Origin of the sequence: Pseudomonas sp. S37, from assembly GCF_016658545.1 — a bacterium.
In the GTDB taxonomy this organism is placed as follows: Bacteria; Pseudomonadota; Gammaproteobacteria; order Pseudomonadales; family Pseudomonadaceae; genus Aquipseudomonas.
This window is the reverse complement of record NZ_JACVZC010000006.1, coordinates 76,673-99,414: the sequence shown is the minus strand read 5'-3', so window position 1 is coordinate 99,414 and position 22,742 is coordinate 76,673. Positions and strand designations below refer to the sequence as shown.

At 63.1% G+C, this 22,742-nt stretch carries 23 protein-coding genes; 9 read left to right on the top strand and 14 right to left on the bottom strand.

Annotated features, from left to right (window positions below; translation table 11 throughout):
* Positions 1-92: 92 nt before the first annotated feature.
* On the bottom strand, positions 93-872 hold the full coding sequence (gloB, locus tag IAE39_RS04280) for a hydroxyacylglutathione hydrolase (RefSeq protein WP_201199695.1): 780 nt from the start codon (positions 870-872) through the stop codon (positions 93-95).
* Between the two features lie 85 nt (positions 873-957).
* On the opposite strand from gloB, the gene IAE39_RS04275 reads away from it, so the two are divergent.
* The 4 genes from IAE39_RS04275 (at position 958) to IAE39_RS04260 (ending at position 5,429) form a co-directional block, all read left to right on the top strand.
* On the top strand, positions 958-1,731 hold the full coding sequence (locus tag IAE39_RS04275) for a class I SAM-dependent methyltransferase (RefSeq protein ID WP_201199693.1): 774 nt from the start codon (positions 958-960) through the stop codon (positions 1,729-1,731).
* 15 nt (positions 1,732-1,746) lie between these two features.
* Complete coding sequence (gene rnhA / locus IAE39_RS04270; protein WP_201199691.1) at positions 1,747-2,193, top strand: ribonuclease HI; 447 nt, start codon at positions 1,747-1,749, stop codon at positions 2,191-2,193.
* 51 nt (positions 2,194-2,244) lie between these two features.
* Positions 2,245-3,003, top strand: coding sequence for a DNA polymerase III subunit epsilon (gene dnaQ / locus IAE39_RS04265; RefSeq protein WP_201199689.1), 759 nt, complete (start codon positions 2,245-2,247; stop codon positions 3,001-3,003).
* A 176-nt stretch (positions 3,004-3,179) separates the two neighbouring features.
* Positions 3,180-5,429, top strand: coding sequence for an Orn/Lys/Arg decarboxylase N-terminal domain-containing protein (locus tag IAE39_RS04260; RefSeq protein WP_201199747.1), 2,250 nt, complete (start codon positions 3,180-3,182; stop codon positions 5,427-5,429).
* Here IAE39_RS04260 and IAE39_RS04255 read toward each other — a convergent pair.
* Positions 5,413-5,631, bottom strand: coding sequence for a hypothetical protein (locus tag IAE39_RS04255; protein WP_201199687.1), 219 nt, complete (start codon positions 5,629-5,631; stop codon positions 5,413-5,415). The genes IAE39_RS04260 and IAE39_RS04255 overlap by 17 nt on opposite strands.
* A 157-nt stretch (positions 5,632-5,788) precedes the next feature.
* On the opposite strand from IAE39_RS04255, the gene chrR reads away from it, so the two are divergent.
* Positions 5,789-6,349: a class I chromate reductase ChrR gene (gene chrR / locus IAE39_RS04250; protein WP_201199685.1), complete on the top strand. Its 561-nt coding sequence runs from the start codon at positions 5,789-5,791 to the stop codon at positions 6,347-6,349.
* Between the two features lie 224 nt (positions 6,350-6,573).
* Here the strand turns inward: chrR and IAE39_RS04245 are convergent, their stop codons facing one another.
* A complete protein-coding gene (locus tag IAE39_RS04245; RefSeq protein ID WP_201199676.1) occupies positions 6,574-8,646 on the bottom strand; it encodes a TonB-dependent receptor family protein in 2,073 nt (690 codons plus the stop codon).
* 220 nt (positions 8,647-8,866) lie between these two features.
* Here IAE39_RS04245 and IAE39_RS04240 point away from each other — a divergent pair, with 220 nt between their 5' ends.
* Genes IAE39_RS04240 through IAE39_RS04230 form a run of 3 tightly spaced genes read left to right on the top strand, consistent with a single transcriptional unit; the run spans position 8,867 to position 9,829 of the window.
* Positions 8,867-9,115 (top strand): helix-turn-helix domain-containing protein, encoded by a 249-nt coding sequence (locus IAE39_RS04240; protein ID WP_201199674.1) that lies wholly within the window; start codon positions 8,867-8,869, stop codon positions 9,113-9,115.
* Between the two features lie 11 nt (positions 9,116-9,126).
* Positions 9,127-9,474: a head completion/stabilization protein gene (locus IAE39_RS04235; protein WP_201199672.1), complete on the top strand. Its 348-nt coding sequence runs from the start codon at positions 9,127-9,129 to the stop codon at positions 9,472-9,474.
* On the top strand, positions 9,467-9,829 hold the full coding sequence (locus IAE39_RS04230) for a hypothetical protein (protein ID WP_201199671.1): 363 nt from the start codon (positions 9,467-9,469) through the stop codon (positions 9,827-9,829). Before IAE39_RS04235 ends, IAE39_RS04230 begins: the two co-directional genes overlap by 8 nt.
* On the opposite strand, the gene IAE39_RS04225 is transcribed toward IAE39_RS04230, so the two are convergent.
* Positions 9,826-10,206 (bottom strand): helix-turn-helix domain-containing protein, encoded by a 381-nt coding sequence (locus IAE39_RS04225; RefSeq protein WP_201199670.1) that lies wholly within the window; start codon positions 10,204-10,206, stop codon positions 9,826-9,828. The two genes, IAE39_RS04230 and IAE39_RS04225, sit on opposite strands and share 4 nt — an antisense overlap.
* Before the next feature lie 200 nt (positions 10,207-10,406).
* Between IAE39_RS04225 and IAE39_RS04220 the strand changes: the two genes are divergently transcribed.
* Positions 10,407-10,670 (top strand): ogr/Delta-like zinc finger family protein, encoded by a 264-nt coding sequence (locus tag IAE39_RS04220; protein WP_110744713.1) that lies wholly within the window; start codon positions 10,407-10,409, stop codon positions 10,668-10,670.
* Between the two features lie 79 nt (positions 10,671-10,749).
* Here the strand turns inward: IAE39_RS04220 and nuoN are convergent, their stop codons facing one another.
* From nuoN to nuoE, 10 genes are all read right to left on the bottom strand, one after another.
* On the bottom strand, positions 10,750-12,219 hold the full coding sequence (nuoN, locus tag IAE39_RS04215) for an NADH-quinone oxidoreductase subunit NuoN (protein WP_201199669.1): 1,470 nt from the start codon (positions 12,217-12,219) through the stop codon (positions 10,750-10,752).
* Between the two features lie 7 nt (positions 12,220-12,226).
* Positions 12,227-13,759, bottom strand: coding sequence for an NADH-quinone oxidoreductase subunit M (gene nuoM / locus IAE39_RS04210; protein ID WP_201199668.1), 1,533 nt, complete (start codon positions 13,757-13,759; stop codon positions 12,227-12,229).
* A gap of 40 nt (positions 13,760-13,799) precedes the next feature.
* Positions 13,800-15,653, bottom strand: a complete 1,854-nt coding sequence (gene nuoL / locus IAE39_RS04205) for an NADH-quinone oxidoreductase subunit L (RefSeq protein WP_201199667.1) — start codon at positions 15,651-15,653, stop codon at positions 13,800-13,802.
* Entirely contained in the window at positions 15,650-15,958 is a 309-nt protein-coding gene (nuoK, locus tag IAE39_RS04200; RefSeq protein WP_003251446.1) for an NADH-quinone oxidoreductase subunit NuoK, read from the bottom strand. The genes nuoL and nuoK overlap by 4 nt, the downstream gene beginning before the upstream one ends.
* 3 nt (positions 15,959-15,961) lie before the next feature.
* Positions 15,962-16,462, bottom strand: coding sequence for an NADH-quinone oxidoreductase subunit J (gene nuoJ, locus IAE39_RS04195; RefSeq protein WP_012273298.1), 501 nt, complete (start codon positions 16,460-16,462; stop codon positions 15,962-15,964).
* Between the two features lie 10 nt (positions 16,463-16,472).
* Positions 16,473-17,021, bottom strand: coding sequence for an NADH-quinone oxidoreductase subunit NuoI (nuoI, locus tag IAE39_RS04190; protein WP_003251442.1), 549 nt, complete (start codon positions 17,019-17,021; stop codon positions 16,473-16,475).
* A gap of 11 nt (positions 17,022-17,032) precedes the next feature.
* A complete protein-coding gene (nuoH, locus tag IAE39_RS04185; RefSeq protein WP_172221305.1) occupies positions 17,033-18,040 on the bottom strand; it encodes an NADH-quinone oxidoreductase subunit NuoH in 1,008 nt (335 codons plus the stop codon).
* A complete protein-coding gene (gene nuoG / locus IAE39_RS04180; RefSeq protein WP_201199666.1) occupies positions 18,037-20,751 on the bottom strand; it encodes an NADH-quinone oxidoreductase subunit NuoG in 2,715 nt (904 codons plus the stop codon). Before nuoG ends, nuoH begins: the two co-directional genes overlap by 4 nt.
* Positions 20,752-20,883: 132 nt before the next feature.
* A complete protein-coding gene (nuoF, locus tag IAE39_RS04175; protein WP_201199664.1) occupies positions 20,884-22,248 on the bottom strand; it encodes an NADH-quinone oxidoreductase subunit NuoF in 1,365 nt (454 codons plus the stop codon).
* Positions 22,245-22,742 (bottom strand): NADH-quinone oxidoreductase subunit NuoE, encoded by a 498-nt coding sequence (nuoE, locus tag IAE39_RS04170; RefSeq protein ID WP_027592810.1) that lies wholly within the window; start codon positions 22,740-22,742, stop codon positions 22,245-22,247. Before nuoE ends, nuoF begins: the two co-directional genes overlap by 4 nt.

Genomic DNA, 22,742 nt, shown 5'->3' with positions numbered 1-22,742 from the left:
ACAGGTATCCGGGCGAAAAAGTTCGGCGATTCTAGAAACCGCTCCGGGCCCGGTCAACCTTTGACCCTCGATTGCGATATATCTTGCGGTTATCAGAAGGTGTCCTTCCAAGACCTCAAGGCAGCAAAAACAGCGACATGCGTGGGGTTTGAATGTCCCTTCCATTCGTCTGCTTTTTGTTTAACTAATGTTTCAGAGGTACGCAAAAAGGGGTTGGTCAGGCACTCCAGGCCAATCGTTGATGGCAAGGTGATGCGATTGTCGGCGCGCAAACGGGTAACGTCCTCGAACCGTCGTTGAACGTGCGGATTGGTCGGTTCCACCGCTTTGGCAAACCGCAGGTTGCTGAGGGTGTATTCATGGGCGCAGTACACCTCGGTCTGCGCTGGCAGGGCGGCCAGGCGGGCGAGGGCAGGCTGCATCTGCTCGGGGGTACCTTCGAACATGCGCCCGCAGCCGGCGGCAAACAGGGTGTCGCCACTGAACAGCACGGGTGTTGCCGGCTGGTCGCTGAAGAACGCGACATGCCCCAGCGTGTGGCCGGGTACCGCCAGCACCTGGAAGGTCACGCCCAGCACGTCCAGCTGGTCGCCTTCGCCCAGCGCGAGGTCACGGCAAGGTATACGCTCATTGGCCGGGCCGCACACCCGCGCGCCGGTCAGTTGCTTGAGCCGTTCCACACCGCCGACATGGTCGTTGTGGTGGTGGGTGATGAGGATATCGCTCAATACCCACTCGGGGTGGGCTGCCAGCCAGCGTTCCACCGGGCCGGCATCACCGGGGTCGACCACCGCACAACGGCGTTTGGCAGTATCCTGTAACAACCAGATGTAGTTGTCGGAGAAAGCGGGGAGAGCATCGATCTGTATCATGGTGCGGATCCGATTCGCCTAGCGTGGCACATGAGGGCATCTTAGCCGCGATGGCGCGGTGGGAGAACCTTCGAGGGAGAGCGCAATGACCGACCAAGCCTTTGCCCAGGCCGACCCGGACTGGGTCGAGCTGATCAGCCTGGCCCGTGAGTGGTTCAACGGCCCACTCGGCCAGCTGATGCTCAAGGAAGAGGAAAAACTGCTGGAAGAAGAGCTCGGGCGCTTCTTTGGCGGTTACCTGGTGCATTACGGGCCCTGCGCCGAGCCGCCGCCCAGCGCCCCTCAGGTGCAGCGCAATGTGCGCCTTGGTGCGCCGTTGCCGGGTGTGGAGATTGTTTGCGAAGAGCAGGCCTGGCCACTGAGCGAGCATGCCGCCGACGTGGTGGTGCTGCAGCATGGCCTGGACTTCTGCCTGTCGCCGCATGGCCTGCTGCGCGAGGCGGCCAGTGCCGTGCGCCCGGGCGGGCACCTGCTGATCGTCGGGATCAACCCGTGGAGCAGCTGGGGCATGCGCCATTTCTTCAGCCACGGTGCGCTGCGCAAGGCACGCTGCATCTCGCCTTCGCGGGTGGGCGACTGGCTCAACCTGCTGGGCTTCGCGCTGGAGAAACGCCGCTTCGGGTGCTATCGTCCGCCGCTTGCCTCCCCGGCCTGGCAGCAACGCCTGGAAGGCTGGGAGCGGCTGGCCGGCGGCTGGCAGGGCTCCGGTGGCGGGGTGTACCTGCTGGTGGCGCGCAAGATGGTGGTCGGCCTGCGGCCGTTGCGCCAGGCACGCCGCGAGCCGATGGGCAAGCTGTTGCCGTTGCCGCTGGCCAAGGTCAACCGCACGGCGGCCAACCCTGAAACTGACAAGCACTGAATTCAAGAGTGGTACATGAGCGATAGCGTCGAGATGTTTACTGATGGTGCCTGCAAGGGCAACCCTGGCCCGGGTGGCTGGGGCGTGCTGATGATCTACAAGGGCGTCGAGAAGGAACTGTGGGGCGGCGAGCGTGAGACCACCAACAACCGCATGGAGCTGATGGCGGCGATACAAGGCTTGATGTCGCTGAAGCGTGAATGCGACGTGGTGCTGACCACCGACTCGCAGTACGTGATGAAGGGCATCAATGAATGGATGGTCAACTGGAAGAAGCGCGGCTGGAAAACTGCAGCCAAGGAGCCGGTGAAGAACGCCGACCTGTGGCAGCTGCTGGATGAACAGGTCAACCGCCACAAGGTGACCTGGAAGTGGGTGCGCGGCCATATCGGCCACCCTGGCAACGAACGCGCCGACCAGTTGGCCAACCGTGGGGTCGATGAGGTGCGCGCCCAGCGTTGAGCTGGGGTACAATCGCGGCCTTTGTAACTGATGCAAGTTGGAGCGCCCCGCGTGGAGCAGCAGCAAGATAAACGGTTCGTCATTCTCGATACCGAAACCACGGGCATGCCGGTTGGCGAAGGCCACCGGATCATCGAGATCGGCTGTGTCGAGGTGATCGGCCGGCGCCTGACCGGGCGGCACTTCCACGTCTACCTGCAGCCGGACCGCGAGAGTGACGAGGGCGCGATCAACGTCCACGGCATCACCGATGCATTCCTGGTCGGCAAACCCCGCTTTGGCGATGTTGCCGAGGAGTTCTTCGACTTCATCCAGGGTGCCACGCTGGTCATCCACAACGCGGCGTTCGACGTTGGTTTCATCAACAACGAATTCGCCTTGCTGGGCCAGCAGCACCGCGCTGATGCCTCGCAGTACTGCACCATCCTCGATACCCTGCTGCTGGCGCGCTCGCGCCACCCCGGACAGCGCAACAGCCTCGATGCGCTGTGCAAACGCTACGACATCGACAACTCCGGCCGTGAACTGCACGGCGCACTGCTTGACTCGGAACTGCTGGCCGACGTCTACCTGGCGATGACCGGTGGTCAGACCAGCCTGTCGCTGGCTGAGCATGGGGCAGACGCCGAGGGTGACGGGCAGGGTGCGGGTGGTAGCGAGATCCGGCGGATTACCGGGCGGGCGCCGGGGCGGGTAATCATGGCCAGTGCCGAAGAGCTGGAGGCGCATGCCGAGCGGTTGGCGGCGGTGGCCAAGTCGGCGGGCGGGCCGTCGATGTGGCAGGTTTTGACCGAGACACCGGCTGGCTGATTTGTAGTTTGTTCTGGCCCTTTCGCGGGTAAACCCGCTCCCACAGGGGTCGCACAAGGGCTAAGGGCTGTGGAGAACCCTGTGGGAGCGGGTTCACCCGCGAAGAGGCCAGTACAGGCAATACAAGGCTCAACTACCCTGAAATGGACCCCATGTCCTTCGGAGGTAGCCACCTGATGTACAAGGACCTCAAGTTCCCTATCCTCATCGTCCACCGCGCCATCAAGGCCGACAGTGTCGCCGGCGAGCGGGTGCGGGGCATCGCCGACGAGCTGACCCAGGACGGCTTCACCGTCATCAAGGCCGCCGACCACGCCGAAGCGCGCCTGGTCGCCGCCACCCACCATGGCCTGGCCTGCATGCTGATCGCCGCCGAAGGTGCTGGCGAGAACACCCACCTGCTGCAGAACATGGCCGAGCTGATCCGCCTGGCGCGCCTGCGTGCACCGAACCTGCCGATCTTCGCCCTAGGCGAGCAGGTCACCCTGGAAAACGCCCCTGCCGAGGCCATGAGCGAGCTCAACCAGCTGCGTGGCATCCTTTACCTGTTTGAAGACACCGTGCCATTCCTCGCCCGCCAGGTGGCGCGCGCTGCACATACTTACCTCGACGGCCTGCTGCCGCCGTTCTTCAAGGCGCTGGTGCAGCACACAGCGCAGTCCAACTATTCCTGGCATACCCCGGGGCACGGTGGCGGCGTGGCCTACCACAAAAGCCCTGTCGGCCAGGCCTTTCACCAGTTCTTCGGGGAGAACACCCTGCGCTCGGACTTGTCCGTTTCCGTGCCGGAACTGGGGTCGCTGCTCGACCATACCGGGCCGCTGGCCGAAGCCGAAGCCCGGGCGGCGCGCAACTTTGGCGCCGACCACACCTTCTTCGTCATCAATGGCACCTCCACCGCCAACAAGATCGTCTGGCACGCCATGGTCGGCCGCGACGACCTGGTGCTGGTGGACCGCAACTGCCACAAGTCGGTGGTGCACGCGATCATCATGACCGGCGCCATCCCCCTGTACCTGTGCCCCGAACGTAACGAACTGGGCATCATCGGGCCGATCCCGCTCAGTGAGTTCAGCGACGAGGCGATTGCGGCGAAAATCCAGGCCAACCCGCTTGCCCGTGATCGTGGGCAGCGCATCAAGCTGGCGGTGGTGACCAACTGCACTTACGACGGCCTGTGCTACCACGCCGGGATGATCAAGCAGGCGTTGGGCGCCAGCGTCGAAGTGCTGCATTTTGATGAGGCGTGGTTCGCCTATGCAGCGTTCCATGAGTTCTTCAATGGGCGTTATGCCATGGGCACCGCCTGCGCCGCTGACAGCCCGTTGGTGTTCAGCACCCACTCCACCCACAAGCTGCTGGCAGCGTTCAGCCAGGCCTCGATGATCCATGTGCAGGAGGGTGCCAGGCGTCAGCTGGACCGTGACCGGTTCAACGAGGCCTTCATGATGCACATTTCGACTTCGCCGCAATACAGCATCCTGGCCTCGCTGGATGTGGCTTCGACCATGATGGAGGGGCCGGCCGGGCGCTCGCTGCTGCAGGAAATGTTCGACGAGGCACTGAGCTTTCGGCGTGCATTGGCCAACTTGCGCGAACACATCGCTGCCGATGACTGGTGGTTCAGCATCTGGCAACCGCCCACTGCCGAAGGCATCCACCGCCTGGCGGCACAGGACTGGATGCTGCAGCCGGGGGCGGATTGGCATGGTTTCGGTGAGGTAGCCGAAGACTACGTGCTGCTTGACCCGCTGAAAGTTACCCTGGTAATGCCGGGCCTGAGCGCGGGCGGTGTGCTGGGCGAGCACGGCATCCCGGCGGCGGTGGTCAGCAAGTTTCTCTGGGAGCGTGGGCTGGTGGTGGAAAAAACCGGCCTCTACAGTTTTCTGGTGCTGTTCTCCATGGGCATCACCAAGGGCAAGTGGAGCACCTTGCTTACCGAGCTGCTGGAGTTCAAGCGCCACTATGACGGCAATTCCCTGCTGAACAGTTGCCTGCCCAGTGTGTTGGCCGCTGATGCTTCACGCTACCAGGGCATGGGCCTGCGCGACCTGTGCGACCAGTTGCATGACTGCTACCGCGCCAATGCCACCGCCAAACAGCTGAAGCGGCTGTTCACGCGGTTGCCGGAAGCGGCCGTGAGCCCGGCCCGGGCCTATGACCAGATGGTGCGCGGCGAGGTGGAAGCAGTGCCGATCGAGGCGCTGCTGGGGCGTGTGGCGGCGGTAATGCTGGTGCCGTACCCGCCCGGCATTCCGTTGATCATGCCGGGGGAGCGGTTTACCGAGGCAACCCGCTCGATCCTCGACTACCTGGCGTTCGCCCGGGCGTTCAACCAAGGCTTCCCGGGTTTTGTCGCCGACGTGCATGGCCTGCAGAGCGAAAGCGGCGGCTACACGGTGGATTGCATCAAGGAATGCGGGTGATCTCGACGCCGCTGCGGGCCAACTCGAAGCGGTTGTCACCCAGGTGATTGACCTTGTCGCCGATGGCCAGGCGGTAGGTGGTGATGGGGGCGCCCAGTGTGCTGCCGTCGAGTTGCAGGGTCGACTCCTGGAACTCGTGCACGGGGTAGATGCGGCCTTCGGCGTCACGGGCGTGGAATTGGCCGACGATTACTGCTGCCATTTGGGTGGAAACCTCTGAATTACGTAGAAATTGTCTGAACACATAGACCGTGGAACAGGCCCGGAAGTTTTCGCTGCACGGAAAAAAAACCAAGGCGCCGAGGAACGGTCATCTATAACTACAACGTCCCTTTACCCAGCAAAGGTTGGAAATTGCCATGAGCCAGGTGTATTCGGTAGCGGTTGTCGTCGGTAGCTTGCGCAAGGAGTCCTACAATCGCAAGGTCGCCCGCGCACTTTCGGAGCTGGCACCGTCCAGCCTTGCCCTGAAGATCGTCGAGATTGGCGACCTGCCGTTGTATAACGAGGATGTTGAGGCCGATGGGGCGCCGGAAGCCTGGACGCGTTTTCGCGAGGAGATTCGTCACAGCGATGCGGTGCTGTTCGTTACCCCGGAATACAACCGCTCGGTGCCGGGTTGCCTGAAGAACGCCATTGATGTCGGCTCGCGGCCGTACGGGCAAAGTGCCTGGAGTGGCAAGCCCACGGCGGTGGTGAGTGTGTCACCAGGAGCCATTGGTGGCTTTGGCGCCAACCATGCCGTGCGCCAGTCGCTGGTGTTTCTGGACATGCCCTGCATGCAGATGCCTGAGGCTTACATTGGCGGTGCGGCGAGCCTGTTCGAGGACTCGGGCAAGCTCACCGATAAGACCCGGCCGTTCTTGCAGGCGTTTGTCGACAAGTTTGCTTCGTGGGTGAAGTTGAACCGGGCGGTCTGAACCGCTCTATTCAACGCCTGAACCTTGCACTATCCCTGTGGGAGCGGGTTTACCCGCGAAGAATCCTACGCGGTGCATGGCACCGGCTGCGCCGGTGTTCGCGGGTGAACCCGCTCCCACAGGTATTGCGCTTATCCTGGAAAGCGCACGATCCCTGTGGGAGCGGGCGTGCCCGCGAAGGGCTGCAAAGCAGCCCCGATCGGATCAGCAGTTCTTTGGGCATTTCAGCGGAAGCTATAGGAAACCCCGGCATACACGCTAAAGCCTTCACCCGGCGTAGACCGGGCATTGTCGTTACCAGCATCGTTATAGGCCGGTGTCACCGTCGCCGCATAGCGCTTGTTGGTCAGGTTGCGCAGGTCCAGCCAGGTCTGCCAGTCCTGTTTCGGCGAGTCCCAGCCAATGCGTGCGCCAAGCAGGGCATATTCATCGGCGTGGTAGCTGTTGGCATAGTCCACCTGCACCTTCGACGCCATCTGCGTATTCACCCCGGCATAAAAACCACTCGGCCAGTCGTAGCGCAACTCGGCCTGGTAGTAGTGCATGGGGATGCCGGGCAGGCGGTTATCGCCGAACTTGTCATCATCCCGGTAATGGAAGTCACTGAAGGTGTAGGCCTGGCGCAAGCTCAACTTGCCGCTACCCGGGCGCTCCCACAGCGTGCTGTCGAGGCCGGCTTCCACACCTTGATGCACGGTGGCGCTGGCGTTGAACTCCGAGGTGAAGTTTGGCACCACTTCCACGGCGAGCAGTTCGTGGCGCACCTGCGAGTAGTACCAGGCCAAGTCCCAGCGGCCGAGCGCGGAGTCGCCGCGCGCACCCAGTTCCAGGGTCGTGGCAGTCTGATTCTGCATTTCGATTGGCTGGATCTGCTTGCCGCCGGTGCTCGGCGCGCTCCAGATCAGCGACCACGGGTGTGGCGGCTCTACCGAGCGGCTGAGGTTGCCGTACACTTGCAGGTCCGGGCGGATGTCGTAACGCAGCCCCACGCGTGGCGCGTAGTCCCAGTCATGCATGCTGACCTTGCCGCCTTCGGCGGGGTAGGTAACGTCACTTTCGCGGCGGGTGTAGATCATCGCCAGGCCGGTGGTCAGCCACAGGTTGGGTACCAGCTCCAGGTCGTTGCCGGCATGTATTACGGTGTCGGAACCCTGGTAGGTGAAATCACGGGTCCGTGCGCCAAATACGTCGCCATTGCGCGCGAACTGTGAAGCGCCGCTGTTGGGCAAATGCTTGGTGGTACGCCAGCCGACCGTGGTCTTGCTTTCGTGACCGAACAGGGTGTCGCGGCGGAAGTAGTTGAGCGTGCCGCTGACGTCGGTGTAGGCCACTTTCAGGCGCATCGGGCCTTCGCGCAGGTCCATCGGGTAATCGTGGTAAACCAGGCCTGCTTCCAGGCGCGCGTCATCGTCGAGGTAGAAGGTGGTCTTGTTACCGACCCAGGTGCTGCCCGGTTGTGGGCGGCTGTCGTCGCGAGCCAGATAGGCCGGGTTGGCCGCGCGCGGATGGTGCTTGATCTGGTCCTTGGTCAGGCGCCCGGCCAGTTCGTTTTCGGTTTCCCGGTAGCGCAGGTAGAAACGGGTTTCCAGGTTCGGGTTGAAACGGTAGCCGACATTGGCGGCGATGCCTTTGGCGCTGCCGCTGCTGTGATCCTGGTAGCCGTCATATTCCGAATCGGTCAGCGCCACGTAGTAGTCGAGGTTGCCCAGCACCTGGCCCGAGCTGATGTGCCGGTGCTGGTAGCCACGGCTGCCGATCTCATAGCGTACCTGCAGGGGCGCGGCGTCGTAACCGGTGTGGGTGACGTAGTTGATCGCACCGCCCAGGGCCAGCGAGCCCCGGTCAAAACCATTGGCACCGCGCAACACCTCGGCACGGCTCAGCCACAGTGGTTCGAACAACTCATAGGGTGTACCCCCCGGGCCAGTCAGCGGCAGGCCGTCAAACATCGTGTACACACCGGAGCCATGCGCCCCCGGCGCACGGTTGATGCCCGAGCCACGGATCGACAATTTGATGCCGTCATTGCCTGCCGATTGCGCGAACACCCCGGGCTGGTAGGCCAGCACGTCCTGGTTGCTGGCCACCCGGCCTTGCCCCACACGTTGCATGTCCACCAGGTTGCTGGCACCTGGTACTTCGCGCAGGCGCTCGCTGGCTGCCGTCAGTTCGTTCTGTTCCTCATCGGTGATCAGCACCTGGCCCAACTCGACCGAAGGTGCCGCCACGGCGGGCTGGGCGGTGCCAATAGCAGCCAGCAGGCCGAGGCAGGATGACAGGGGCAAAACGCAACGCATTGTACGACTCCAGGCGAAAGGCGAATGGACAACGGCGTTGAGACGAGCGAAATGCCGCTTGGAGCACGAAGAAAACCGGCAATTTTCGTGCAGTCTTCGTCAGACGCTTTTGTACGAAACTTCTTTACAAGCCCTGGCAATGGAGGCGAACGGGTTGTGCTTCGTAAGGTGACTGCAGACCGGCAGCAATGCCTCGCTCAATCACCCGTGGAGTTCAAACATGACCGACAACGCTCGACACTTGCAGCAACCCCCGGCGGACGCCCCGGTTCGCCTGACGCCACGTGAACAGCAGGTGCTGTTGTGGTGTGCCTATGGCAAGAGCTCGTGGGAAATCGGCCAGATCCTGGCGTGCAAGGAATCGACCGTGAACTTTCACGTGTCCAACATCCTGCGCAAATTCGATGTGCCCACCCGGGTGGCTGCGGTAATCAAGGCCATTCGCTACGGCATGCTGGCCGAGCAGTGAGGGGGTGATGCATGAGTAATGATCCTCGGCTACCGCGTTTTGCCGATTGCCATGACCCGTTCTGGCCACGGGTGGACCTGGGCAGGCTGCGTGCACGCCTGAACCTGCAGCGGCCTGTCAGTGATGCAGCGCTGGAAGTGGCCGCCCGCTGTGCCGCCATTGATGCTGCACGTGAGTTCGCCCGTTGGCGCGCGGCGCTGCGTGAGCGGGGCTACAAACGCCTCGAGGATGTGGCCGGGCATGACCAGGGGCGTGCCTTGCGGGTGTGCTACATCCGTTATGTCGAAGCGGCGGTCATGTATAGCCTGGGTTCGACCGCCTACCTGAGGGGTTCGCGACGAGGGCTGAGTCATGCCTGAGCAATCTGTTTTCGACAACCTGGCACCGGCCGTGATGGAGTTGCTGGGTGTGGATGGCAATGTACTGTTCGCCGCATTGCTGGGGGCACTGCTGGTAAGTGCGGCGCGTGACCGGCTGATCACCAATACCGCCAGGCGTCTGACACTGAGCAAGAAATTGCTGCTGGTGTTCGTGACCGTGGGGGTGGGCCATTTGTTCGAGCCACTGGTTTCGTCATTGGTGCCTCTGCTGACTCGCGGTATGGCGGCATTTGTGGCCGCTGTTGTGGTGATCCCCATCAGCCTCAAGGTCATGGTCCTGGTGGATACGCTGGACCCGCGTGAGCTGATTCAGCGTTGGCGCCGTCGGGGTTAACCTTGGGCCACGCCGCCGAGCTCGCTCAGTTGCTTTTCCAGCTGCTGGATGCGTTGCTTGTCCTTGATGAACAGCAGGATCGACTGGCGGTCATTGGGCGATAGCGTACGCAAACGCTCAAGCATTTCGCACTCCCAGTCAACTTGATCCGGGCCTGTGGTGGCCTGCTTGACCTGGCCCAGCAACAGCCAGTCCAGCGAGCAGGCATGCTGTTTGGCTATGTCTATGCAAATTGAGTAAGGAATGCTGTCGCGAACTTTCCAGCTGCTCAGCGTCTGCGGGCTTACCGACAGCGCCCTGGACAGCTCGGCATCGGACTGAGCGCCGGTTAGCAGCTTAAGGCGGGTAAGCACCGCAGCAAGTACGTGAGTACTCATAACAAATATCCATGACTGGTTTAATGATATTCCATGGGCTTAAACTACTCGTTATGAATACAGCCCTGCGTTTTAAGGAGCATTTCTGCAATGAGAAACATCAAACTGAAGAATACACCTACCTTTGCAGTTAATACTGACACGAACGAGCGAGCATTCTCACAGCAGATGCAGCTTGACCGTGCTTGCAGGTACTTGCCGTGAGTACATACAAGCTGGTTTGCCCGCATTGCCACAGTCGGATGCGCATCCGCACCAGTGAAGGGCGACATATTTTCCTGCGCATCGCTTATTTGCAATGCACCACTGAGGCGTGTGGCTGGTCGGTGCGTGCCGAATTTGAAATGACCCATGAGCTTTCCCCCAGCGGCATGCCCAACCCGGAAGTCTACCTGCCTTCTGCCAATGGTGACTTGCGCAAGGCAGCGCTGCCGGGGGCAGGGCAGGGCAGCCCCGGCGAATGAGCCAGCATGCTCACCGATAGAAAACGCGCAGATAAAAAAACACCCCGCATAAGCGGGGTGTTTTGTATTGCCAGGGCAATCAGCCGATCAGTTGCAGGCCGGCTTGCTGGACCATTTCCAGCAGCGGTTGCGGGTAGACACCCAGCACGAAGGCGAGAATGGCGATGGCCAGCAGCATGACGCCACCTGTGCGCTGTTCCCACTTCAGCGGGGCGTCGTGGCGACGCAGGTTCGGCTCGACCAGGTACAGGGTGACCATGACGCGCAGGTAGTAGTACACGCCGATGGCGCTACCGATTACCAGGGCACCGACCAGCCACCACAGGTGCGACTCGACACCGGTGGCGATGATGTAGAACTTGCCGATGAAGCCGGCGGTCAGCGGGATGCCCGCCAGCGACAGCATCATTACGGTCAGTACCGCGGTCAGGTACGGACGGCGCCAGAACAGGCCGCGGTACTCGTACAGGGCATCGGCGTCACGGCCGCCGTAAGGCGAGGACATCAGGGTGATGACGCCGAACGCGCCCAGGCTGGTGATCACGTAGGTAACCAGGTACACGCCCATGGCTTCCAGGGCCAGGCCCTTGCTGGCGACCAGGGCGATGACCAGGTAGCCGAAGTGGGCGATGGACGAGTAACCCAGCAGGCGCTTGAGGTTGCTCTGGGTCAGCGCCAGCAGGTTACCGACCAGGATCGAGGCGACGGCGATGACGGCCAGTACGGTGCTCAGCACGCCGCTGCTGGCAGCAGGGGAGAGCATGAACAGGCGTACCACCACGGCAAACACCGCGACCTTGCTGGCGGTGGCCAGGAACGCAGCGACCGGCGCCGGGGCGCCTTCGTACACGTCCGGGGTCCACAGGTGGAACGGTACCAGCGACAGCTTGAAGGCCAGGCCGACCAGCATCATGCCCAGGCCCAGTTGGGCCACCAGGCTTGGCATGCTGGTGGCAGCCAGGGCCTTGCCGATCTGGTCGAAGCTCAGGCTGCCGGCATCGGCGTACAGCAAGGCCATGCCGAACAGCAGGAAGGCCGAGCCGGCGGCCGACAGCACCATGTACTTGATGCCGGCTTCCAGTGAGCGCTTGTTGAAGAACGCATACGCCACCAGGCCGTAGACCGGTACCGACAGCAGCTCCAGGCCGATGAACAGGCCGGCCAGGTGGTTGGCGCTGACCAGCACCAGGCCGCCGAGGGCCGACATCAGCAGCAGCAGGTAGAGTTCTTCACGGTTGCCCGGGAAGCCCTTGGAGCCTTCGCCGAGGTAGGCGTGGGCGAGGGTGACGCAGGCCAGCGTGGCCACCAGGATGATCGCCATGTACAGGCAGGCGAACTTGTCGATGGTGATCAGCGGGGTGACCGCCAGCGGCGCAACCTTCAGCGCCGGCAGGATCGACAGCAGGGCCAGGTTAAGGCCCACGGTGGACAGCAGGAAGGTTTGCGAGTGGTTGCGCTTCCAGGCGATCGCCAGCATCACCACCACCGTGGTGATGGTGGTGATCAGCATCGGCGCCAATGCGATGAAGTGTTGAGTGGTGAATTCCATAGCGCTCTTACCGGGCCGAAGCGAGTTGAGTGAAAGCGGAACCGAGCCACTGCTGCACACCACTCATGGTGGCGGCAGAGGTGTCGAGGAACGGCTGTGGATACACGCCCAGCAGGATCAGCAGTACCGCCAGGCCCAGCACCATGATCAGCTCGCGGCCGTCCATGCCGGCCAGCACGGTGTCGCTCTTGGCCGGGCCGAAGTAGGCGCGGTGGATCATGATCAGCGAGTACACCGAACCGAAGACCAGGCCGGTAGTGGCAATCACGGTGATCCACGGTACATGCACGAAGCTGCCGAGCAGGATCAGGAACTCGCCGACGAAGTTGCCGGTGCCTGGCAGGCCCAGCGACGCGGCGGCGAAGAACAGGCTGATGGCTGGCAGGTAGGCGATGCGGTGCCACAGGCCTCCCATTTGACGCATGTCACGGGTGTGCAGGCGCTCGTACAGCTGGCCGGACAGGATGAACAGCGCGGCAGCCGACAGGCCGTGGGCCAGCATCTGGATCACCGCGCCTTGCAGGGCCTGCTGGCTGCCGGAGTAGATACCGATCAGCACGAAGCCCATGTGCGAAACGCTGGAGAAGGCGATCAGGCGCTTGATGTCGGTTTGCGCGAAGGCCAGGAAGGCACCGTAGAAGATACCGATCAGGCCCAGGGTCATGGCGATTGGCGCGAACTCGGCCGAAGCGTTCGGGAACAGCGGCAGAGCGAAGCGCAGCAGGCCGTAGGCCGCGGTCTTCAGCAAGATACCGGCCAGGTCCACGGAACCTGCGGTGGGTGCCTGGGCGTGAGCATCAGGCAGCCAGGAGTGGAATGGCACTACCGGCAGCTTCACCGCGAAGGCGATGAAGAAGCCCAGCATCAGCACGTATTCCACGCCCGCTGGCAGCTCGGCCTTGAGCAGGTCGCTGTAGTTGAAGGTGAGTACACCGGTGGTGTTGTAGTTGACCAGCACCAGGCCCAGGATCGCCACCAGCATGATCAGGCCGCTGGCCTGGGTGAAGATGAAGAACTTGGTCGCCGCGTAGATCCGGGTCTTCTTGCCGTCTGCCGAGCTGTGACCCCAGAGCGCGATGAGGAAGTACATCGGCACCAGCATCATTTCCCAGAAGAAGAAGAACAGGAACAGGTCCAGGGCCAGGAACACACCGACCACGCCGCCGAGGATCCACATCAGGTTGAGGTGGAAGAAGCCGACGTGGCGCTGGATTTCTTTCCAGGAGCACAGTACCGACAGCACACCGAGCAGGCCGGTGAGCAGGATCATCAGCAGCGACAGGCCGTCGAGGGCCAGGTGGATGCTGATGCCGAAGCGCTTGATCCACTCGACTTTGTATTCGAGTGCCCAGGCAGGTTCGGCGCCTGGAGCAGGCGCGAGGGTGTAGTCGCCGGTACCCCATAGCCACAGGCCGATGCCAAGCAGCAGGGACATGGTCAGCAGCGCGATCCAGCGCGGCAGGGTGGCGCCGAAGCGCTCACCCAGCCAGCACAGGAAGCCGCCGATGAAAGGGATCAGGATCAGCCAAGGCAAAATCATGACGGGTTGGTTTCCTTTGGCAAAGTCGCAAGATTCATAGTCATACCGCAGCCACTACCACGGCACCGAGCACCAGCACGGCACCCACGGCGATAGAGGCGGTGTACCAGCGCAGCTGGCCCGTCTCGGTCTTGCTCATGGCGACGTGGCCGCCACGTGCCATCCGCGGAATCAGGCCGATGGTGCGGTCAACCGGGTCCTTGCGCAGGATGTGGCTGATCAGCAGGTACGGTTTGACGAAGAGCTTGTCGTAGATCCAGTCGAAGCCCCAGGCAGCGAACCACCAGGCCGACAGGACACGGCCGATGCTGCTGTTGGCGACGGCGCTGACGAAGCTGCGCTTGCCCAGGAACAGCAGGGCCGACAACAGGATACCGGCGATGGCGATGGCACCCGAGGTGATTTCCAGCGCGTGTTTGGCTTCGCCACCGGCGTGGCCGGCGCTTTCAGGCAGTACACCGGCCAGCGGCGGGGTGATCCAGGCGCCGACGAAGGTCGACAGCACGATCAGCACGCCCAGCGGCAGCCAGTGGCTGATGCCGTGGCCAGCATGGGCTTCGGTCTTGGCTTCGCCGTGGAAGGCGATGAAGATCAGGCGGAAGGTGTACAGCGAGGTCATGAACGCGCCGACCAGGCCGGCGTACAGCAGGCCGGTATTGCCGCTGGCGAAGGCTTCCCAGAGGATCTCGTCCTTGGAGTAGAAGCCCACGGTCACGATCGGCAGTGCAGCCAGGGCCGCGCCACCGACCACGAAGCTGGCATAGGCCAGCGGCAGTTTCTTCCACAGGCCGCCCATCTTGAAGATGTTCTGCTCGTGGTGGCAGGCAACGATCACCGCACCGGAAGCAAGGAACAGCAGGGCCTTGAAGAAGGCGTGGGTCATCAGGTGGAAGATTGCCGCGTCCCAGGCGCCAACGCCCAGGGCCAGGAACATGTAGCCGATCTGGCTCATGGTCGAGTAGGCGAGGATACGCTTGATGTCGGTTTGTACCAGCGCGGCGAAGCCGGCCAGTACCAGGGTCACGCCACCGACTACACCTACCAGGTGCAGGATGTCCGGTGCCAGCAGGAACAGGCCGTTGGTACGGGCGATCAGGTACACGCCCGCGGTCACCATGGTGGCGGCGTGGATCAGTGCCGAAACCGGGGTCGGGCCCGCCATTGCGTCCGCCAGCCAGGTCTGCAGTGGCAGCTGGGCCGATTTACCGACCGCACCGCCCAGCAGCATCAGCGTAGCCAGCACCATCCAGGTGTCGCCCGCCTGGAACTTCTGCGGTGCCAGCACCAGCAGTTCCTGCACGTTCAGGGTACCCAGCTGGGCGAACAGGATGAACAGGCCGATGGCCATGAACACGTCGCCGATACGGGTGACGATGAACGCTTTGAGTGCCGCGTTACCGTTGTTGCGGTTGCTGTAGTAGAAACCGATCAACAGGTACGAGCACAGGCCCACGCCTTCCCAGCCGAAGTAGATGAACAGCAGGTTATCGCCCAGGATCAGGAACAGCATGCTGGCGATGAACAGGTTGGTGTACGAGAAGAAGCGCGAGTAGCCGGCTTCGCCACGCATGTACCAGGAAGCGAACAGGTGGATCAGGAAGCCGACGCCGGTGACCACGCCGAGCATGGTGACGGACAGGCCGTCGACATACAGGGTGAAGTTGGGCGCAAAGCCATCTACCGACATCCACTGCCACAGCAGCTGGCTGTACGCGCCGCCCTCAGGCGGGGCGACGTTGAATTGCCAGATGACGTAGGCGGCAACGGCGGCCGACAGGCCGACCGAACCGACGCCGATCAGTGCGGACAGGTTCTCCGAGAACCGCCCACGCGAGAACGACAACAGCAGGAAGCCGATGAGGGGGAAGACGAAAGTCAGGAAGATAAGGTTCATCCGCGCATCTCACTGGCAGCATCGATGTCGAGAGTGTGGAAGCGGCGATACAGCTGCAGCAGGATGGCCAGGCCAATGCTGGCCTCGGCGGCTGCCAGGCTGATCACCAGAATGAACATCACCTGGCCGTCGGGCTGGACCCAACGGGCACCGGCGACGACGAACGCCAGGGCAGAGGCGTTCATCATGACTTCCAGGCTCATGAGCACGAAGAGGATGTTGCGGCGGACCATCAGGCCAACCAGACCTAAGCAGAACAGGATCCCGGCGACTGCCAGACCATGCTCGAGAGGGATAGCACCCATGATTTACTCCTTCGCCTCGTTGCGGCCCAGGTGGAAGGCGGTGACGGCTGCAGCCAGCAGCAGCATCGACGCCAGTTCGACCACCAGCAGGTACGGGCCGAACAGGCTGATACCTACCTCTTTCGGGCCCACGGTGGTACCGCTGATGCCAGCGCCGCTCGGGGTGACGAACAGCACGTACAGCAGCTCTGCCAGCAGCAGGGTGCCGAGGATTACAGGCCCCGCCCAGATACCGGGCTTGAGCCAGCCGCGCTCCTGGGCGACCGAGGCCGGCCCCAGGTTGAGCATCATCACCACGAACACGAACAGCACCATGATGGCGCCGGCGTAGGCGATCACTTCCAGGGCACCGGCGAACGGCGCACCCAGGGAGAAGAAGATCATGGCCACGGAAATCAGCGAAATGATCAGGTAAAGCAAGGCGTGCACGGGGTTGGTACCGGTCACCACCCGAAGGGTGGAGACCACGGCGATCCCGGATGCGAAGTAGAAAGCGAATTCCATCTTTCTGTCCTTATGGGAGCAAGCTCTTCACGTTGATCGGCTCGGCTTCGTTCTGTGCAGAGCCCTTCGGCTTGCCAGCGATTGCCATACCCGCAACACGGTAGAAGTTGTAGTCAGGGTTTTTGCCGGGGCCGGAGATCAGCAGATCTTCTTTCTCGTACACCAGGTCCTGACGCTTGAACTCGGCCATTTCGAAATCCGGAGTCAGCTGGATCGCGGTGGTCGGGCACGCTTCTTCACACAGGCCGCAGAAAATGCAACGCGAGAAGTTGATGCGGAAGAACTCCGGGTACCAGCGGCCGTCCTCGGTCTCGGCCTTCTGCAGCGAGATGCAGCCAACCGGGCAGGCCACCGCGCAGAGGTTGCACGCTACGCAGCGCTCCTCGCCGTCGGGGTCGCGGGTGAGGACGATGCGGCCGCGGTAGCGCGGCGGCAGGTACACGGGCTCTTCGGGGTACTGCAGGGTGTCGCGCTTGCGGAACCCGTGGGAGAACACCATGGCCAGGCTGCGCAGCTGGGTGCCGGTGCCCTTAACGATGTCGCCGATATACTTGAACATGGGTCAAATCCTCACTGGGCCGCGACGGCTGGCGTGTTGTAGAGCACGATCGCAGCGGTCACCAGCAAATTGATCAGGGTCAGCGGCAGGCAGAACTTCCAGCTGAAGTCCATCACCTGGTCATAGCGTGGGCGCGGGATCGAAGCGCGCAGCAGGATGAACAGCATGATGAAGAACGCGGTCTTCAATGCGAACCACAGGAACGGCAGTTGCGGCAGGATGCCGAACGGGCCGTGCCAGCCGCCGAAGAACAGGGTTACCAGCAGCGCCGAGATGAGGATGATGCCGATGTACTCACCCACGAAGAACATGCCCCACTTCATGCCGGCATACTCGATGTGGTAGCCGTCGGCCAGTTCCTGTTCCGCTTCCGGCTGGTCGAACGGGTGACGGTGAGTCACGGCGACGCCAGCGATGAAGAAGGTGCAGAAGCCGAAGAACTGCGGAATGATGAACCACAGGTTCTGCGCCTGGTACTCGACGATGTCGCGCATGTTGAACGAGCCAACCTGCACCACCACGCCCATCAGCGCCAGGCCCAGGAACACTTCGTACGACACGGTCTGTGCCGAAGCACGCAAGCTGCCCAGCAGGGCGTACTTGTTGTTCGACGACCAGCCGGCGAACAGCACTGCATAAACCGACAGGCCGGCCATGGCGAAGAAGAACAGCAGGCCGATGTTCAGGTCGGCAACGCCCCAGCCCGGTGTGATCGGGATGATCGAGAAGCCGATCAGCAGGGCGCTCATGGCCACGACCGGCGCCAGGGTGAAGATCATGCGATCGACGAAGGGCGGGTTCCAGTCTTCCTTGAAGAACATCTTCAGCATGTCGGCGGCGATCTGGAACATGCCGAACGGGCCGACACGGTTCGGACCGTAACGGTCCTGCCACCAGCCCAGCAGGCGGCGCTCGACGAAGCTGAGCAGGGCGCCGCAGACCACCACGGCCAACAGCACCACGATAGCCTTGACGACCTGGATGATCACATCGATCACTTCGGGGGTGAACCAGCTCATTGTGCTGCCTCCTGCAGACCTTCGACGGATGCACCGAAGATGGCAGGCGGGATGCCGGCCAGGCCTTTCGGCAGCGCGACCAGGCCAGCGCCCAGCTCTTCATTGATACGCAGCGGCAGACGCAGGGCCACACCGGCGACGTTCAGGCTCAGCAGGGCACCGTCGTTGACACCCAGGCGGTCGGCTTCGGACTTGGCCAGGGCCACGTAGGCAGCCGGAATGCGCTGCTGCACCGGGGCGGCGCGCGAGGAGCTTTCTTCGCTGCCGAACAGGTGGAAGAACGGCACGGCAGTCCAGGTACCACGGGCCGGGTTGAAGGCACCCGGAATGGCGTTGAACCAGTTCAGGCGGTCGCCTTGCGATTCGATCAGGCGCACGCCCGGGTCACCGGCACGCAGGTGGCCACCGACCTCATCCTGAAACTTGTTCCAGGCTTGTGGCGAGTTCCAGCCCGGCGACCAGGCGAACGGCACCTGCTGGCGCGGTTCGGCCGAACCCGAGTAGCCTTCCATGGAGAAGGCGAACGCGGTGTCCTTGTCTTGCGGGGTGCGCGGCTCGTGCACGCTGATGTTGGCGCGCATGGCGGTGCGGCCGGAGTAGCGCAGCGGCTCACGGGCCAGCTTCATGCCCTTGATGCGGAACGCGGCGCTTGGTGCGGCGTTGACGATGCCGGCCAGTTGCGGGGCGGCTTCGGCGCAGGCGCTGGTGACGTGGTCCAGCTGGGTCCAGTCGACCGGCTTGTTCAGCAGGGTGGCACGCAGGGCGTGCATCCAGCGCCAGCCTTCGTGGACCTGGATGCTGCTGTCCAGGTACTGCGGGTCGAACACCTGGAAGAAGCGCTGGGCACGGCCTTCCTGGCTGACCAGGGTGCCGTCGCCTTCGGCGAACGAGGCAGCCGGCAGTACCAGGTGGGCACGGTCGACCGTCGGCGTTTTCGAGTGGTCGGCAACGATCACCACCTTGGCCGCAGCCAGGGCTGCGTCGACCTTGGCGGCCGGTACGCGGGCGTACAGGTCGTTTTCCAGCACGACGATGGCATCAGCCTTGCCGCTGATGACCGCGTCCAGCGCGGCATCGACGGATTCGCCACCGAGCATGGCCAGGCCGATGCTGTTGGCTTCAGGTACCACCAGGCTCAGCGAGCCGTTCTTCTCGCGCAGCTTCAGGGCCTTGGCGATGTTGGCGGCGGCTTCGATCAGTGCCGGGTCGGCCAGCGAGGTACCGGCAACCACCAGTGGGCGCTTGGCGGCGACCAGGGCGTGGGCGATGCGCTGGGCCAGGGCCTTGGCTTCGTCGTCCAGGCCGGCGACTGCCGGTGCGCTCGGGTCGATGGCGTGGGCCACGGCGAAACCGATGCGGGCCAGGTCGGCCGGGGCGGCGTGTACGCATTCTTCGGCAACGTCGTCCAGCTTGGTTTCAGCCAGCGAGGCGATGAACAGCGGGTACAGCGCGTGCTGGCCGATATTCTTCACCGCGGCGTCGAGCCATGGCTGCACTTTCATCGCTTCGGCCATGGCCTCGGCCTTGCCTTTGGTGGCCTGGCGCACGGCCAGGGCGACGCGGGCAGCGGTCTGGGTCAGGTCTTCGCCTAGCACGAACACGGCGTCGTGGTCTTCGATGTCGCGCAGGGTCGGCACTGGCAGCGGGCTGTTGTTCAGCACGTTCAGGGCCAGGCGCACGCGGGCCAGTTCACCAGCTTCCATGCCCGAGTAGAAATACTCGGCACCGACCAGCTCACGCAGGCCGTAGTTGCTTTCGAGGCTGGCGCGTGGCGAGCCGATACCGACGATGGTACGGCCGCGCAGCAGGTCGGCGGCCTTGTCCAGGGCGGCGTCCAGGCCCAGCTTGGTGCCGTCGGCCAGGTGTGGCTGGCGTGGGCGGTCCTTGCGGTTGACGTAGCCGTAGCCGAAACGGCCGCGGTCGCACAGGAAGTACTGGTTGACCGAGCCGTTGAAGCGGTTTTCGATGCGGCGCAGTTCGCCGTAACGCTCGCCCGGGCTGATGTTGCAGCCGCTGGAGCAGCCGTGGCAGATGCTCGGGGCGAACTGCATGTCCCACTTGCGGTTGTAGCGCTCGGAGTGGGTCTTGTCGGTGAACACGCCGGTCGGGCAGACCTCGGTCAGGTTGCCGGAGAATTCGCTTTCCAGCACGCCGTCTTCGACGCGGCCGAAGTACACGTTGTCGTGGGCGCCGTACACGCCCAGGTCGGTACCACCGGCGTAGTCCTTGTAGTAGCGCACGCAGCGGTAGCAGGCGATGCAGCGGTTCATCTCATGGGCGATGAACGGGCCGAGGTCCTGGTTCTGGTGGGTACGCTTGGTGAAACGGTAGCGGCGCTCGTTGTGGCCGGTCATTACCGTCATGTCTTGCAGGTGGCAGTGACCGCCTTCCTCGCACACCGGGCAGTCGTGCGGGTGGTTGGTCATCAGCCATTCGACGACGCTGGCGCGGAACGCCTTGGACTCTTCGTCTTCGATGGAGATCCAGGTGCCGTCGGAGGCAGGGGTCATGCAGGACATGACGATACGACCACGGGTGTCGTTCTCGTCGGTGTACTGCTTGACCGCGCACTGCCGGCAGGCGCCAACGCTACCAAGCGCCGGGTGCCAGCAGAAATAAGGGATGTCGAGGCCGAGTGACAGACACGCCTGTAACAGGTTGTCTGCACCGTTGACTTCGAGCGCTTTGCCGTCTACGTGGATAGTGGCCATTGTTCAAAGTTCTTCGTTGGCCCGCGCGAGCGGGCGTGGCTAATGGAAATCGGTGAGCTTGCGACACGCCTCGATCGCTCGGGCCTGCCGGCAAGCTGGCGAGTGGCACGGACCACCCGCCTAATCATCTTGTTATGCGCCGACCACGATCGGCTTCGCCAGGTTCTGGCGCAGTGCGTCGCCAGCGCTTGCTGGGGCGACACCTGCCTCGAACTCCGAGCGGAAGTATTTGATGGCACTGCCCAATGGCTCGACGGCACCTGGTGCGTGAGCACAGAAGGTACGGCCTGGGCCGAGGAAGTTGACCAGCCCCAGCAGCGTCTCGATGTCTTCGGCGCGGCCCTGGCCGTTTTCCAGTGCGCGCAGCATCTTCACGCTCCACGGCAGGCCGTCACGGCATGGGGTGCACCAGCCGCACGACTCGCGGGCGAAGAACTCTTCCATGTTGCGCAGCAGCGAAACCATGTTGATGCTGTCGTCGACCGCCATGGCCAGGCCCGTACCCATACGGGTGCCGACCTTGGCGATGCCGCCGGTGTACATCTGCGCGTCGAGGTGCTCGGGCAGCAGGAAGCCGGTACCGGCGCCGCCTGGCTGCCAGCACTTGAGCTTGAAGCCGTCGCGCATGCCACCGGCGTAGTCTTCGAACAGCTCGCGGGCGGTAACGCCGAACGGCAGTTCCCACAGGCCCGGGTTCTTGACCTTGCCGGAGAAGCCCATCAGCTTGGTACCGTGGTCTTCGCTGCCTTCACGGGCCAGCGACTTGTACCAGTCGTTGCCGTTGGCGACGATGGCTGGCACGTTGCACAGGGTTTCGACGTTGTTCACGCAAGTCGGCTTGCCCCACACGCCAACGGCAGCAGGGAAGGGCGGCTTGGAGCGCGGGTTGGCGCGGCGACCTTCCAGCGAGTTGATCAGTGCGGTTTCTTCACCGCAGATGTAGCGGCCGGCACCGGTGTGCACGAACAGCTCGAAATCGAAACCGCTGCCGAGAATGTTCTTGCCCAAAAGGCCGGCGGCCTTGGCTTCGTCGATGGCGCGGTTGAGGTTTTTCGCTGCAGTGGTGTATTCGCCACGCAGGAAGATGTAGCCACGGTAGGCCTTCAGGGCGCGGGCGCTGATCAGCATGCCCTCGACCAGCAGATGGGGCTGTTGCTCCATCAGCATGCGGTCCTTCCAGGTGTTCGGCTCCATTTCGTCCGCGTTGCACAGCAGGTAGCGGATGTTCATGGATTCGTCTTTGGGCATCAGGCCCCATTTCACGCCAGTGGGGAAGCCTGCGCCACCACGGCCCTTGAGGCCGGAGTCCTTGACCGCCTGCACGATATCGTCCTGCGACATCTGCGCCAGTGCCTTGCGGGCAGCGGCGTAGCCGTTTTTCGATTCGTACTCGGCCAGCCATACCGGCTCGCCATCGTCACGCAGGCGCCAGGTCAGCGGGTGGGTTTCGGCTGTGCGCGCAATGCGGTTGGCCGGGCCGAAGGAAGTAATGGTCATACGTAACCCTCCAGCAGTTTGGAGACGCCAGTCGGTTGCACGTCGCCAAAGGTGTCGTCGTCGATCATCAACGCCGGGGCCTTGTCGCAGTTGCCCAGGCAGCAGACGGGCAGCAGGGTGAAGCGGCCGTCTGCAGTGGTTTGGCCCAGGCCGATGCCCAATTCGCTCTGGATCTGGCTGACCACCGATTCATGGCCGCCGATGTAGCAGACCATGCTGTCGCACACGCGGATGATGTGGCGGCCGACCGGCTGACGGAAGATCTGGCTGTAGAAGGTGGCAACACCCTCGACGTCGCTGGCCGGGATGCCCAGCACTTCGCCGATGGCGTGGATGGCGCCGTCCGGCACCCAGCCACGTTCCTTCTGGACGATCTTCAGGGCTTCGATGGACGCCGCGCGCGGGTCCTCGTAGTGATGCATTTCGTGCTCGATGGCCGAGCGCTCGGTTTCGCTGAGGGCGAAACGGTCTGTCTGGATAAGCGTGCTGTTCAT

Excerpts from the sequence above, each read along its gene's own strand:
- nuoI (WP_003251442.1), bottom strand. The coding sequence starts at position 17,021 with ATGTTCAAGTATATCGGCGACATCGTTAAGGGCACCGGCACCCAGCTG.
- nuoN (WP_201199669.1), bottom strand. The coding sequence starts at position 12,219 with ATGGAATTCACCACTCAACACTTCATCGCATTGGCGCCGATGCTGATC.
- nuoL (WP_201199667.1), bottom strand. The coding sequence starts at position 15,653 with ATGAACCTTATCTTCCTGACTTTCGTCTTCCCCCTCATCGGCTTCCTG.
- nuoF (WP_201199664.1), bottom strand. The coding sequence starts at position 22,248 with ATGACCATTACTTCCTTCGGCCCGGCCAACCGCATTGCGCGCACAGCC.
- nuoK (WP_003251446.1), bottom strand. The coding sequence starts at position 15,958 with ATGGGTGCTATCCCTCTCGAGCATGGTCTGGCAGTCGCCGGGATCCTG.
- nuoM (WP_201199668.1), bottom strand. The coding sequence starts at position 13,759 with ATGATTTTGCCTTGGCTGATCCTGATCCCTTTCATCGGCGGCTTCCTG.
- chrR (WP_201199685.1), top strand. The coding sequence starts at position 5,789 with ATGAGCCAGGTGTATTCGGTAGCGGTTGTCGTCGGTAGCTTGCGCAAG.
- rnhA (WP_201199691.1), top strand. The coding sequence starts at position 1,747 with ATGAGCGATAGCGTCGAGATGTTTACTGATGGTGCCTGCAAGGGCAAC.
- IAE39_RS04235 (WP_201199672.1), top strand. The coding sequence starts at position 9,127 with ATGAGTAATGATCCTCGGCTACCGCGTTTTGCCGATTGCCATGACCCG.
- IAE39_RS04245 (WP_201199676.1), bottom strand. The coding sequence starts at position 8,646 with ATGCGTTGCGTTTTGCCCCTGTCATCCTGCCTCGGCCTGCTGGCTGCT.
- IAE39_RS04240 (WP_201199674.1), top strand. The coding sequence starts at position 8,867 with ATGACCGACAACGCTCGACACTTGCAGCAACCCCCGGCGGACGCCCCG.
- gloB (WP_201199695.1), bottom strand. The coding sequence starts at position 872 with ATGATACAGATCGATGCTCTCCCCGCTTTCTCCGACAACTACATCTGG.
- IAE39_RS04275 (WP_201199693.1), top strand. The coding sequence starts at position 958 with ATGACCGACCAAGCCTTTGCCCAGGCCGACCCGGACTGGGTCGAGCTG.
- IAE39_RS04225 (WP_201199670.1), bottom strand. The coding sequence starts at position 10,206 with ATGAGTACTCACGTACTTGCTGCGGTGCTTACCCGCCTTAAGCTGCTA.
- IAE39_RS04255 (WP_201199687.1), bottom strand. The coding sequence starts at position 5,631 with ATGGCAGCAGTAATCGTCGGCCAATTCCACGCCCGTGACGCCGAAGGC.
- IAE39_RS04230 (WP_201199671.1), top strand. The coding sequence starts at position 9,467 with ATGCCTGAGCAATCTGTTTTCGACAACCTGGCACCGGCCGTGATGGAG.
- nuoE (WP_027592810.1), bottom strand. The coding sequence starts at position 22,742 with ATGAACAGCACGCTTATCCAGACAGACCGTTTCGCCCTCAGCGAAACC.
- nuoH (WP_172221305.1), bottom strand. The coding sequence starts at position 18,040 with ATGAGCTGGTTCACCCCCGAAGTGATCGATGTGATCATCCAGGTCGTC.
- nuoJ (WP_012273298.1), bottom strand. The coding sequence starts at position 16,462 with ATGGAATTCGCTTTCTACTTCGCATCCGGGATCGCCGTGGTCTCCACC.
- nuoG (WP_201199666.1), bottom strand. The coding sequence starts at position 20,751 with ATGGCCACTATCCACGTAGACGGCAAAGCGCTCGAAGTCAACGGTGCA.
- IAE39_RS04260 (WP_201199747.1), top strand. The coding sequence starts at position 3,180 with ATGTACAAGGACCTCAAGTTCCCTATCCTCATCGTCCACCGCGCCATC.